At 27.3% G+C, this 12,629-nt stretch carries 12 protein-coding genes; 9 read left to right on the top strand and 3 right to left on the bottom strand.

Annotated features, from left to right (window positions below; genetic code table 11):
- The first annotated feature begins 41 nt into the window (after positions 1-41).
- From ALANTH_RS09835 to ALANTH_RS09845, 3 genes are all read left to right on the top strand, one after another.
- On the top strand, positions 42-725 hold the full coding sequence (locus ALANTH_RS09835; RefSeq protein WP_026804058.1) for a F0F1 ATP synthase subunit A: 684 nt from the start codon (positions 42-44) through the stop codon (positions 723-725).
- 66 nt (positions 726-791) lie between these two features.
- Positions 792-1,364: a thiamine phosphate synthase gene (locus ALANTH_RS09840; RefSeq protein ID WP_026808297.1), complete on the top strand. Its 573-nt coding sequence runs from the start codon at positions 792-794 to the stop codon at positions 1,362-1,364.
- A 174-nt stretch (positions 1,365-1,538) separates the two neighbouring features.
- Positions 1,539-2,801, top strand: a complete 1,263-nt coding sequence (locus tag ALANTH_RS09845) for a major outer membrane protein (RefSeq protein ID WP_026808296.1) — start codon at positions 1,539-1,541, stop codon at positions 2,799-2,801.
- A gap of 67 nt (positions 2,802-2,868) precedes the next feature.
- Here ALANTH_RS09845 and ALANTH_RS09850 read toward each other — a convergent pair whose 3' ends face one another.
- On the bottom strand, positions 2,869-5,601 hold the full coding sequence (locus ALANTH_RS09850; protein WP_026808295.1) for a RecB-like helicase: 2,733 nt from the start codon (positions 5,599-5,601) through the stop codon (positions 2,869-2,871).
- 84 nt (positions 5,602-5,685) lie between these two features.
- Between ALANTH_RS09850 and argB the strand changes: the two genes are divergently transcribed.
- The 6 genes from argB (at position 5,686) to ALANTH_RS09880 (ending at position 11,459) form a co-directional block, all read left to right on the top strand.
- Positions 5,686-6,585: an acetylglutamate kinase gene (gene argB, locus ALANTH_RS09855; protein WP_026808294.1), complete on the top strand. Its 900-nt coding sequence runs from the start codon at positions 5,686-5,688 to the stop codon at positions 6,583-6,585.
- Between the two features lie 8 nt (positions 6,586-6,593).
- The gene (gene thrC / locus ALANTH_RS09860) at positions 6,594-8,075 is read left to right on the top strand and encodes a threonine synthase (RefSeq protein WP_026808293.1); all 1,482 of its coding nucleotides are present in this window, start codon (positions 6,594-6,596) and stop codon (positions 8,073-8,075) included.
- 142 nt (positions 8,076-8,217) lie between these two features.
- Positions 8,218-8,718 carry a Rieske 2Fe-2S domain-containing protein gene (locus ALANTH_RS09865; protein WP_026808292.1) on the top strand — a complete coding sequence of 167 codons (501 nt, stop codon included), beginning with the start codon at positions 8,218-8,220 and terminating at the stop codon, positions 8,716-8,718.
- Positions 8,719-8,728: 10 nt separating this feature from the next.
- On the top strand, positions 8,729-9,979 hold the full coding sequence (locus ALANTH_RS09870; RefSeq protein WP_026804051.1) for a cytochrome b: 1,251 nt from the start codon (positions 8,729-8,731) through the stop codon (positions 9,977-9,979).
- Positions 9,976-11,034, top strand: a complete 1,059-nt coding sequence (locus ALANTH_RS09875) for a c-type cytochrome (protein WP_026808291.1) — start codon at positions 9,976-9,978, stop codon at positions 11,032-11,034. The genes ALANTH_RS09870 and ALANTH_RS09875 overlap by 4 nt, the downstream gene beginning before the upstream one ends.
- Before the next feature lie 29 nt (positions 11,035-11,063).
- Entirely contained in the window at positions 11,064-11,459 is a 396-nt protein-coding gene (locus ALANTH_RS09880) for a hypothetical protein (RefSeq protein ID WP_146876932.1), read from the top strand.
- Positions 11,460-11,487: 28 nt separating this feature from the next.
- Here ALANTH_RS09880 and ALANTH_RS09885 read toward each other — a convergent pair whose 3' ends face one another.
- Both ALANTH_RS09885 and ALANTH_RS09890 read right to left on the bottom strand, forming a co-directional pair.
- Positions 11,488-12,159: a 16S rRNA (uracil(1498)-N(3))-methyltransferase gene (locus tag ALANTH_RS09885; RefSeq protein ID WP_026808290.1), complete on the bottom strand. Its 672-nt coding sequence runs from the start codon at positions 12,157-12,159 to the stop codon at positions 11,488-11,490.
- A complete protein-coding gene (locus tag ALANTH_RS09890; RefSeq protein WP_026804047.1) occupies positions 12,159-12,563 on the bottom strand; it encodes a hypothetical protein in 405 nt (134 codons plus the stop codon). The genes ALANTH_RS09885 and ALANTH_RS09890 overlap by 1 nt, the downstream gene beginning before the upstream one ends.
- Between the last annotated feature and the right edge of the window lie 66 nt (positions 12,564-12,629).

Consider the following 12,629-nt stretch of genomic DNA (forward strand, 5'->3'; position numbering starts at 1 on the left):
GCATAATTTAGTAAATGTAGAAACAAAGACAAAGGAAAAAAATGGAAGGAAGACTGTTTACATTCTTAGGAACTATTGGTGGACATGGACAAGAATGGATAATTTTATCTCACTACGTTTTAGTAATTGGGATTATTTTCTTAATTTCAAGAATGGCAACTAGTAAATTACAACTAGTTCCAACTGGTTCTCAAAATGTTATGGAAACATTTGTTGGTGGTATTATAGCTATTGGTAAAGATTCAATGGGTGAACAAAACTCAAGAACTTATATGCCACTTATTGGTTCATTAGCTTTAGTAATTTTTGTTAGTAATATGATTGGAGTAATTCCAGGATTTGAAGCTCCAACTTCAAATATTAACTTTACTCTATCTTTAGCTTTAATAGTATTTGTATATTACAACTACTTAGGTATTAAGAAAAATGGTTTTGTAAACTATTTCAAACATTTTATGGGACCTTTACCAATATTAGCTCCTTTAATGTTTCCAATAGAGATAATTTCTCACTTATCAAGAATTGTATCTTTATCTTTCAGGCTGTTTGGTTCTGTAAGAGGAGATGATATGTTCTTGATGGTACTTCTTATGTTAGTACCTTGGCTTTTACCATTACCAGGATTTTTCCTTTTAGCTGTAATGGGTGTTTTACAAGCATTTATTTTTAGTATCCTAACTTATGTTTATATAGCTGGATCTATTATGATGGAAGAAGAACATTAAAAAGTTCTTTTTGAAATTTTATAAGGGGATAAGTTTTTACTTATTCCCTTTTTTTATTGGAAAAATATGCAAAATCTAAAATCTTATCTTATAACTGACCCAAAATATTTTTCAAATGAACCAATAGTATTCAAACAAACTTTAGAAAATATTTTAAAAATACATAAAATAGATTTTGCTTGTTTTAGAGATAAAATATCCTCAAATGTTGAAGAACTAGCAAAAATATTTTTAAATAGTTGTAAAGAGTATAAAATAGAAAAAATATTTTTAAACTCAAATATAGAGTTAGCTAAAAAGTTAGGATTTGATGGAGTTCATCTAAATTCACAACAATTTGATAAAATAGAGTTTACAAAAAATATAAATCTTATATCTATTATATCTTGTCATAATTTTGAAGAATTAAAAATAGCAAATGATAAAAAAATAGATTTTGTAACTTATTCTCCTATTTTTGATACACCCAATAAAGGTAAAGCAAAAGGTATAGAAAATCTAAAAAGTGCAATCAAAGAATTTCAAAATTTAAAAATTATCGCCTTAGGTGGTATACTAAATAAATATCAAATATATGAAATATCACAAACTAATGCTTACGGATTTGCCTCAATTCGATACTTTAATTATATGGTTTAGCTTAAAATATTAATACAATATAAATTAAAACTTAAATTAATCAAGAATTAATGCATATTTAACAACTTTAAGAAAAGTTTAATTTTTTCTCATATAAAATAGTCGCGACGGTAAGCAAGGAAATATTATTTTTTGCAAATCGATTAAAATTTCGAAATTTTAGGAGAAACGAATATGAGAAAAATCTCAAAATTAAGTTTAGTAGCTGCAGTTGCTGTAGCTGGTTTTAGTACTGCTAATGCTCAACCATTAGAAGAAGCAATCAAAAATGTAGAAGTATCTGGATCAGTAGTTTACAGATATGATAATTTTGGACAAGATAAAATTAATGGTGTTAGAGGAAATGATGCAAAAAGATCTGGAGAAAATAACTATAAAATTGGTTTAAATCTTTCTTCTGTAGTTAATGATTATGTTAAATTCAACTCAAGATTTATTGTAGGATCTAAAGAGAACGGTGGTTTTGCTAGTTTAAAAGCTGGTAGAGATGGAAATACTGCTGGTGCGGATGGACAAGCTGACGTTTCTTTATCAAATGCATATTTTGGATTTACAGCTATTCCAAATACTATAGTAAATGTTGGTAAACAAGGTTTAACTACTCCTTATACTGTTGCAACTGATATTAATGGTAATGAGCAAACTGGTACAGGTATCTTAGCTCTTACAAATATTGGGCCAGTTACTGCTGGAGCTGGATATTTCAATAATACAAATTTAAATGCTTCTACAGAAGCTAATGCTTCTTTAGGTTTAGGAATAAGCAATACTCAAGGTCTACTTAATGGTGGAAGTGATCTTTATGTTGCAACTTTACAAGGTGATCTAGATTTCGTGAAACTTGAAGCTTGGTATGTAGGAATGCAAGATACTTTCAATACATTTACTTTAGCTGCTACAAGTGATTTAGATCTAGCAGAAAATGCAAAATTAGGTTTAGAAGCTAGATATGTACAATTAACATTAGATGATAAATTTATTGGAAATGGTGAAGATAAAAATGCTATGTTTAGAGTTGGTGTAAATGGTAAATTTGATATCGTTAATGCTAAAGTTGTATATGTAAGTACTGATAAAAAAGGTGGTTTGACTGCACTTGATCAAGATGCTAAAAATGCTACTTTAGGTTGGGCTATCACTTCTAATGGTGTTGCAAATGCTGATTACTGGCAAGCAGCTCTAGGTGCTGACATTTTAGATAACTTAAACTTTACAGTTAACTATGGTAACTTAAAAGCTAAAGAAACTAATAATGCTAATATACTTGCTATAACAGATGTTAAAGCTCAAGAAGTTTATGGACAATTAACATATAAAATGTCTAAAAATTTAACTACATATTTAAGATATGGAACATATGAGCAAAAAGTAAACTCTACAGGTGTTAAAGAATTTGATCAAAATAGAGGAAGAATTCAAGTTGCTTATACATTCTAATTTTTTTAGAGTATAAAAACTTTCTTTCAAAGGTTGGGCTTAGGTCCAACCTTTTTTTATTTTTATCTCAAACTTCTAAGATATCTAAACTATCCTCTTTCAGATAAAATAGATAAGCTTTTACATTTTCATTTGCAAAAATATCACTTATAGCTTTTTTATAGTAAGTAACTTGAGATTTATGTTCATCTAAAATTTGCCTTGTTGTTTTATAATCAATAATATAAAAACAGTCATCTTTAAACAGTAGTAAATCAACTATTTTTAACTCTTCTTTATAAATCAATGCTTGTTCATGTACTATTTTTGAGTTACTTAATAGTTCATGGAAAAAATTATTTTCTATTAAATTTCTAACTATTTTATCTATTTTTATAAAATCAACTTCATCTAAATAATTTGAATATCTTGCTTTGGATAAATTTATAGCATAAAACATAGAAGATATAGTAAAATCACTCATCATCTCTAAAACATAGTGTGTTGCAAGTCCAATATATCTAGCTTTTAAAAGTTCATTTTCTTCAACACCTTTTTCATTTACTATCTTTTGTTCTTGTTTACCTAAATACAATGGGGTATAAGATACTTTATCTAGTTTCTTTTCGGTATTTAAAGTTTGACTTTGTATTAAATTTCCTATATTGCATTCAGATAAATTTAAAATCTCAAAAGCTGAATTTTTTTCTTTTTTAAATATTATAAGATTATTTTTTGCTCTAGTAAGTGCTACATAAAGTACATTTTTATCATCATCTAAACTTAATTTTTTCTCTTTTTCTTGTGCAGTTTTATACTCTAAATCAAAGTTTTCATATCCTGATATTTTATAAAAAATATTTTTTAACTCTATATTTTCATAATCAAAGAGTAAAGAACTTTTATCAAAATTCTTTCTTTTTAGCCTATCAAGAACAATTACAGTATGAAATTCTAAACCTTTTGATTTAAAAATAGTTAATATTTGAAGTCCATTATCTTCGCTATTTTCAATACTTGTCTCAAGTTTATCTACTTCATATACAAAATCTACAATATTATTATAATTTTTAGCTATATCAATAAGTTTAACAATATTCTCATCAATTATGTCAAAATATTTTGCAACTTTATACAAGATTTGACTCATACTTTTTTGCGATATATCAAATTCGAATTCAAAATGAGTTAAAAGATTTCTACCTAATAAAGCATTAAAATTCTCTTTGTAAATCTCTTCTTTAAAAAAGATATATTTTATAGCATTTATTAAAGATTTTACATTTTGTTGATTTATCAATTTTGAAGTCATATCAGTTTTTATTTTTAAAGTAGGAAACTTCTCTTTTAAATAATAAAATAGTTCTAAAACATCACTATTTGTATAACATAAAATCGCTATATCATTTGGGGTTATCCCATTATTTATAAGTTCATCAACTTTTAATGCTATATTTGAAAATTTATCTTCACTTTGTAAATTTTCATCTTGAATAACTTGTACAAAGCCATCTTTTCTAATACTATCTTGTTTTTGATAGTCATAATTTGCCAAATTTAAAAAAGCATAATTAACAAAATTTATTATATTCTGACAAGACCTATAGTTTGTATTTAAATGTTCAAGTTCAATAATAGGATTTGTTTTTAAAACAAAATCAAAAAGTTCTCGTTTCCCTCCTCGAAATCTATAAATGCTTTGTTTTGGGTCACCAACATAAAAAAAGGTTTTAAATTTTGTTTCATCTCCTGATAAAATCTCTTCTATTAAAGGTTTTAAAATTTTATACTGTAAAATAGATGTATCTTGAAATTCATCTATTAAAATATGATTATAAGTACTATCAAGTCTAAAATATAGAAAATCTTTATCTATTTTTTGATTTAAAAGTTCATAAACTAAATTTGAAATATCATTAAATTCAAAATAGTTTTTTATTTTGTTAAAGTTTAATTTATACTCTTTAAACTTCAAATATAATTTAAAAATCTTATTTAAACTATAACTTGCTCGTATTTTATAATAATTTTTAAACTCTTCTTTTAGTTTTAAAAACTCTTGATTTATTTCATCATTTGCACACTTTTTAAAATATGAATACTCAAATAAACTATCTTTTTCTATCCAAGTTTTTTCAAATAACTCTTCAAAATTAATAAAATCAACTGCTTTTATAGCACTATTGCTGGCACTGGAACAATTTGTAAAATGTTCTTTTATCTTCAAAGCTTGTTTGAATACAATATCCTTTTGTAAATTTATCAAAGAGCTATCAATATCTATAAGATGTATATTTTCATTTTTTTCTATTAAACTTTTAAAAAGTTCAAAAATTGAATTAAATTTCTTTTTCTCATAATTTGAAAAATCAACTAAATCCTTAAAACTATTTTCATCTAAAGATTGTAAAAATCTATAACTTAAAAGTTCTATATCATCATTTTTTATATCAAAATCATCGCTTATACCAATATAACCACAAAATTCTCTTAAAATTTTATTTACGAATTTATCTATTGTAAAAATAGAGATTGTTGAATTTGAGAAACTTTTTATTAAAAATGATTTCTTACCTAAAATCTCTTCTTTTGAAAAATTTGAAACTCTTATTAATTCATTTAAATAAGCTTCATCATCTCCTAAAGTTTGAAGTGTTTTGTATATTCTTTGACTCATTTCAAGTGCTGCTTTATTTGTAAAAGTAAGAGTTAATATCTCACTTACATTTGCACCTTTTAATAACAAACTAATATATCTTACAGTTAGTGCAAAAGTTTTTCCACTTCCAGCACTAGCTTTTAATGCTAAATATCTTTTCATGTAACTATTCTACTATAAATCATTTTAATTAATAAGCGATTTTTAGATATAATCCAAGCTTTAAAACTTGCAAGGATTAGCAAAATGGCACAAATAAACCAAAAAGTTCAAACTCTAATAGATGCAATTCCGTATTTTAAAAAATTTTATGGAAAGACTATTGTAATAAAATATGGTGGTTCAGCACAAACTAGCCCTGAATTAAAAGAAAAATTTGCTCAAGATATAGTTTTATTGACTCTTCTAGGAATAAAACCAATTATTGTTCACGGTGGAGGAGCAAGGATAACAGAACTTCTTACAAAACTGGAAATACCTTCTTCATTCGTTGATGGTTATAGAGTTACTTGTGAGGATAGTATGAGAGTTGTTGAAATGGTTTTAAGTGGAGAAATAAATAAAAATATTTCCTCTTTACTAAATTTTCATGGAGCAAAAGCTATTGGGATTTCTGGAAAAGATTCTGGGATCATAAAAGCTATTCCAAAAGATGATGGAAGATTTGGATTTACTGGAGATATAACAGAAGTAAATGGTGAAGTAATAAATAATTTAATAAAAGAAGGATTTATCCCTGTAATTGCTCCAATAGCAAATGGTAATGAACCAAACCATCCAGGATTCAATATAAATGCTGATGTTGCAGCTTGTAAAATTGCAATGGCTGTAAAAGCTCAAAAGGTAATATTTTTAACAGATACTATTGGAGTTTTAAATAAAAGTGGAGAGCTAATTCAGACTTTAGATAAAGCAAATGTTGAAATGTTTAAAAAAGATGGAACTATAGCTGGTGGAATGATACCTAAAGTTGATTCTTGTATTGAAGCAATTCATAATGGTGTAAATAAAGCACATATAATTGATGGAAGAGTTGAGCACTCTATTTTACTTGAATTATTTACAAGTGATGGAATTGGAACACAATTTATTAGAATTGATAATCCAAATAATGGAATTGATATAGAAAAATTATTAAATAGTTAGGAGAAGATATGAATTTTATTGAAACAAGAGGAAATGATGGAATAAAACCAAAAGAAGTAAGCTTTAGTGAAGCTATACTAAATCCAAGTACATCTTTTGGTGGACTTTATGTTCCAAAATATTTACCAACACTTGAAAAAGATTTTATACAAAATCACTTAAATTCGAGCTATAAAGAACTAGCATATGATATTTTGAAAGCTTTTAAAATAGATATTGATGAAAATGAAATAAAAAAAGCTTTAGACTTATATGATAATTTTGACGATATCAATAATCCTTGCCCAGTAGTAAAAGTAAAAAATGATTTATTTGTTCATGAGCAATATCATGGTCCAACAAGAGCATTTAAAGATATGGCTTTGCAACCATTTGGATCTATCTTAAGTTCTATTGCGAAAATGAAAAATGAAAAATATTTGATACTTGCTGCAACTTCAGGAGACACTGGACCAGCTGCACTAAATACTTTTAAAAATAAAGAAAATATTCAAGTTGTATGTTTATATCCAGATGGAGGAACAAGTGATGTTCAAAGACTTCAAATGGTTTGTGAAGATGGTAAGAATCTTAATGTTTTAGGAATAAAGGGTAATTTTGATGATGCACAAAATGCACTTAAAAATCTTTTAGCTTCATCTTCTTTTAAAATTGAATTAGAAAAAGATAATATAAAACTAAGTGCTGCGAATTCTGTAAATTTCGGAAGAATAATTTTCCAAATTATTTATCATTTTTGGTCTTATATACAACTTTTAAAACAAAATGAAATAAAAAATGGTGAAAAAATATATTTAGTAGTTCCAAGTGGAAATTTTGGAAATGTTTTAGGTGCATATTATGCGCAAAAAATGGGATTATCAATAGAAAAGCTTTTAGTTGCTTCAAATGAGAATAATATTCTTACTGAATGGATAAATACTGGAATTTATGATATCAGAAATAAAGAACTAAAACTAACACGTTCACCAGCTATGGATATTCTTAAATCTTCTAATATTGAAAGAGTTATTTTTGATCTATTTGGAAATGAAAGAACAAAAGAATTAATGGAAGATTTAAATAAAAATAATATTTTTTCTATGACAAAAGATGAAACATCAAAATTACAACAATATTTTAGTGCTATTTATTCTAATGATACTTTTGGTAACACTACAATAAAAGAGTTTCTAGATATTGGTTATTTAATGGATCCACATACAGCAACTTGTATAAAAGCATACAATGAATTGAGAGAAAAACCTTTAAAAACTGTTGTTTACTCAACAGCAGAATGGACAAAATTTTCTCCAACAGTATTAAATGCATTAAAACAAGACTCAAAAAAATATAGTGATAAAGATGCTTTAGAAGAAATATCAACAAAATATAAAGCTATACTACCAAAAAGTATAAAAGATCTATTTACTGCAACAATTAACCATAATCTAGTAATAGATAAAAAAGACATAGAAACTGAAATTGTAAAATTTATTAGAAAATCATAAGATTTTCTAATAATAAATATTTTTAACCTTTCTACTCACTATTTAATAAAAACCTAGCTATCTATGACCTAAATCAATAATTCTTAAGTAACTTTATAATAGAATCTAGCCTGATTCTAATTTTAAAAAAAGGAAGCCAAATATGTCTAAAGATACAAATAGACGAGATTTTATTGGTTACTCTTTTGCTGCTGTTGCTGCAGTTGGAGGGGCCGCGTCTCTTGTTGGTATGAAACAGGTGTGGGATCCACTTCCTAGCGTTTTAGCTGGTGGATTTACAGAAGTTGATTTAAGTGCGTTAAAAGCTGGTGAACCAGAAACTTTTACATGGAGAGGGAAACCTATCTTTGTTCTTAAAAAAACTCCTGATATGGAAAACAATAAAAGAGATTTAGTTATTGGAAGTGACAGATATACTGTTGCTATTGGTCTTTGTACACACTTAGGTTGTATTCCAGCATGGAAAAAAGACCAATGGAAATGTGCATGTCACGGTGGAGAATTTAATGCAAGTGGTGAGCAAACATTTGGACCACCACCAAGACCATTAGATTTACCTCCATTTGAAGTAAAAGGGAATACTCTTGTTCTTGGGAATGAAGGACCAGAGTACAAACAAATCGCTGATGCGATGATGGCATAAGGAGTAAGAGATGGCAAAATTTGAAAAAGCTAACTCTGTTGGAGAGTGGTTAGACCAAAGATTAAACTTAACTACGTTTAATAAAGTTATGATGACTGAATACTGGATTCCAAAAGATATTAACTTCTTATGGGCAATGGGTGTACTTTTAGCTACTACATTTGGTATTTTAGTTATTTCTGGACTATTTTTAATGATGTATTACAAACCAGATGTTGCTTTAGCATTTGATTCTGTAAACTATACAATTATGCAAGAAGTTGCATTTGGTTGGTTATTTAGACATATGCATGGAGTTGCAGCATCTGTTGTTTTCTTAGTTATCTATATTCATATGCTTACAGGAATCTACTATGGTTCTTATAAACAAGGAAGAGAGATGATTTGGATTTCAGGAATGTTATTATTTATGACATTTAGTGCTGCTGGATTCTCTGGTTATATGTTACCATGGGGACAAATGTCTTACTGGGCTGCAATGGTTATTACAAACTTATTTGGTGGAGTTCCTGTTATAGGAGATGCATTAGTTGTTTGGATTAGAGGAGATTTTAACGTTGCTGATGCAACTTTAACAAGATTCTTTATGTTACACGTATTCTTACTACCAATAGTTATTATGGGACTTATCGGTCTACACTTCTATACTTTAAGAATTCCTCACGTAAATAATCAAACTTCTGAAGAGTTAGATTATGATGCTGAAGCTGAGAAATATTTAAGTGGTAAGAAAAAAGAGGCAAAAGTTATTCCTTTCTGGCCTGTATTCATCTCAAAAGATTTAGCAGTTCTTGGAATTTTCCTAATTTTCTACTTCTATTTAGTATTCTTCCATTATAACTTTGCTATGGATCCAGTAAACTTTGATCCAGCAGATTCAATGGTTACACCAGCACACATCTATCCTGAGTGGTATTTCTTATGGTCATATGAAGTATTAAGAGGATTCTTCTTTGATATTGCTGGAATTAAAGCATTTGATATTGGTTTAATTGCATTTGCATTTGCAAATGGTATTTTCCTAGTATTACCTTGGCTAGATAGAGATCCAAAAATATTACCAGCACATAAAAGACCAGTATTCTTTATTTGGTTCTGGATATTAATGGCAGATTTAATTGTATTAACAATTTGGGGTAAACTTCCTCCAACAGGTACAAATGCGTGGGTAGGATTCTTTGCAGCTGTTATATTTATTTTACTGTTCGTTCTACTTCCACTTATTACAAAAATTGATGCAAAAAGAAGGGGAACACTATGAGAGAATTAAAAATATTAGCAGTAGTAGTAGCTTTAACTCTTATTACTTACTGGGGAGTTGAGCCTTTTGCTCACTCACAAATGCATCCACATGTTTCACCTGCAAACTTTGATTTTGCTACTGCTGATAAAGAATCAGCAAAAGAAGGTATTGAAAAAGCTAAAACAGCTTTAGCTGAAGCTGAAAAAAGTTTAGAAAAAGCTAAAGAAAATACAAAAGCTGCGGCTGAAAAATCTGTAAAAGGTGCTCAAGTAACTTTAGATGAAAAAGTAGAGTTTGAAAAAACTATTAATACTTTTTGGGCTACAAATGAAGAAGCTATAAAAGCAACTGGAGATATAGCAAATGGTGAAATGCTAGTAACTACAAACTGTATTGCTTGTCATAGTATTGAATCAAAAGGCTTCCCTCCGATTATGGATAATGTTAGTGCAGGAGCTGCTTATGGAGTAACTCCTCCTGATTTAGGAAGTGCTGGAAAATTATATACTAAAGAATATTTAGTAGCATTTATTAGTAATCCTGCTCTTGCTTCAAAAACATCTCATAAATTTGTAGATGGAAAAGTTCATCCAATGCCTGGATATGACTGGATGCCAGCTCAAGAGATTGCAGATATGGTTGCATACTTAAAATCAATTGCTCCAAAAGAGATGTCAAATAAAGAAGTTTTTGTTGATGCTTGTCAAAGATGTCATGGTATTAAATATGCTGATATGAAAAATGGGACGATGTCTTCATTTACTGCACATCATGATATAAAAACTTATATGGGTAAACTACCTCCTGATCTATCTCAGTATATAAGAAGTAGAGGAGCTGATTATTTAAATACATTTATAAATGATCCTCAAAAACAACTTGAAGGAACAGCAATGCCAAGAGTTGGTTTAAGTCAAGATTCTCAAGAGCAAGTTATATCTTATTTAGAAGAGATTGGTGATTCTAAAAAAGCACAAAGAGAAGAATTAGGACCTAAATTCTTAATCTATCTTGTGATTTTTGCAATCTTTGCATTCCTATGGAAAGCAAGTAGATGGAGAGATGTTCATTAAGAACATCTTTTCATAAGTTAGGAGAAAAAATGAAATTAGTAAAACTATTACTTATATCATCACTAGTTGGAACTTTTTTAAGTGCTAATGATGTAATGCAAAAATCAATGTCAACTATGGAAAAAGGTATGGCATTAATTCAAAAAGGGTTTTTAAATAATAATATTGATTTAATCAAAGAAGGAAATAAACTTGTAAATGAGGGAAATGAACTTTTTTCAGATAAAAAATTAATTGTTCAATATTTACCAGAAAATAAAAAGCATATGGCAAATATTGCTGAAAATGCTTCAAAAAGAATCGCTTTAGATGTTGCTGAAATAGAGCAAAATTTACAAAATAAAGCTTTTATAAAAGCTGGTAACTCTTATTCAGACATGTTAAATGCCTGTTCTAACTGCCACTCTATTGTAAGAGGTTGGTAATAATTATAAAAGAGTAGTTTTTACTCTTTTATAAAACTATTTTTGATGAAGCAGATATTATGGCTGTTTCAGATTTTAAAATCAAGTTTGTATCAAATCCAACTATAAAATCTTTATTAAAAAGTTCTCTTTCTCTTTTTGAGAATCCACCTTCAGTACCTATAACTAAAGTTTTAATATCACTTAATTTATCCTCTAATTTATTTGTAGAAAAATCTAAAAAATATGTATTAGGATTTTCATTAATAAAAGTATCAATATTTTTACAAGTTTTTAACTTTATAATACTACTTCTTCCACATTGAGATGATGAACTAATTAAAATTTTTTCTAATTTTTCTAAATTTAATTTAAAATTCTTTTGAGAAAAATCACTATATATAAAAGTTATTTTATCAATTCCCATTTCATTTAAAGAAGCAATTGATTTTTCAATAGTTTTTGGATCAACTATACACCAACCTAAATGTAGTTTTTTTAAATTCTCACAATCTTTTTCTTCTATTGATATTAAATTTAAGGTAGCTCTTTTTTTATCTATTAGATTTAAGTTATATAAATAGATATTTTTATCTATTAGATTTCTAAAATATATTTTGTCACCTACTTTATGACGTCTTGCTTTAATTATATAATTATATATTTCATCTTTAATTTCTAAAATTTCATTGCCACATGAAGAATCATAAACAAATTGCATTAAAATACTTTACTTATAATAAGAACTGCAAGTAAAACTAATATTTCAATAATATAAATTTTTTTTGCATAAATATAAAATTTTTCCTGAAGTTCAACATCTGTAGTTTTTATTATTCTCATCTTTTTATATCTTTTTATCTCAATTACAAGTAAAAATATAGAAGCTGGTATCATCAAAGCTATTGTTATACTAAAGTATTGAGCATAAAATGCTACTATAGTTCCTGTATAAATTACTATCGCATTACTTAGGTGATATACTGGTGTCATAAACTTTAATCTTTTAGCTAAAGATATAAAATCTTTTTTTGTTAGAACAGAGTATAAATTAAAAAGCATAATTGCTAGAAAAATATATATTGCATAAATGTGTACTGTTATTGCATCTTGCATTAATTCCATATTGGTTTATCTCACTTTTAAAAAATTTTGCTATTATATCCAACTTGTCATAAGTTTATAATTTTC

It is taken from the genome of Aliarcobacter lanthieri (assembly GCF_013201625.1).
GTDB lineage: Bacteria > Campylobacterota > Campylobacteria > Campylobacterales > Arcobacteraceae > Aliarcobacter > Aliarcobacter lanthieri.

What these genes read in the sequence shown, in the direction of transcription:
- argB (WP_026808294.1), top strand. Translation starts at nt 5,686, where the DNA reads ATGGCACAAATAAACCAAAAAGTTCAAACTCTAATAGATGCAATTCCG.
- ALANTH_RS09850 (WP_026808295.1), bottom strand. Translation starts at nt 5,601, where the DNA reads ATGAAAAGATATTTAGCATTAAAAGCTAGTGCTGGAAGTGGAAAAACT.
- ALANTH_RS09890 (WP_026804047.1), bottom strand. Translation starts at nt 12,563, where the DNA reads ATGGAATTAATGCAAGATGCAATAACAGTACACATTTATGCAATATAT.
- ALANTH_RS09885 (WP_026808290.1), bottom strand. Translation starts at nt 12,159, where the DNA reads ATGCAATTTGTTTATGATTCTTCATGTGGCAATGAAATTTTAGAAATT.
- ALANTH_RS09835 (WP_026804058.1), top strand. Translation starts at nt 42, where the DNA reads ATGGAAGGAAGACTGTTTACATTCTTAGGAACTATTGGTGGACATGGA.
- ALANTH_RS09875 (WP_026808291.1), top strand. Translation starts at nt 9,976, where the DNA reads ATGAGAGAATTAAAAATATTAGCAGTAGTAGTAGCTTTAACTCTTATT.
- ALANTH_RS09880 (WP_146876932.1), top strand. Translation starts at nt 11,064, where the DNA reads ATGAAATTAGTAAAACTATTACTTATATCATCACTAGTTGGAACTTTT.
- ALANTH_RS09865 (WP_026808292.1), top strand. Translation starts at nt 8,218, where the DNA reads ATGTCTAAAGATACAAATAGACGAGATTTTATTGGTTACTCTTTTGCT.
- ALANTH_RS09840 (WP_026808297.1), top strand. Translation starts at nt 792, where the DNA reads ATGCAAAATCTAAAATCTTATCTTATAACTGACCCAAAATATTTTTCA.
- thrC (WP_026808293.1), top strand. Translation starts at nt 6,594, where the DNA reads ATGAATTTTATTGAAACAAGAGGAAATGATGGAATAAAACCAAAAGAA.
- ALANTH_RS09870 (WP_026804051.1), top strand. Translation starts at nt 8,729, where the DNA reads ATGGCAAAATTTGAAAAAGCTAACTCTGTTGGAGAGTGGTTAGACCAA.
- ALANTH_RS09845 (WP_026808296.1), top strand. Translation starts at nt 1,539, where the DNA reads ATGAGAAAAATCTCAAAATTAAGTTTAGTAGCTGCAGTTGCTGTAGCT.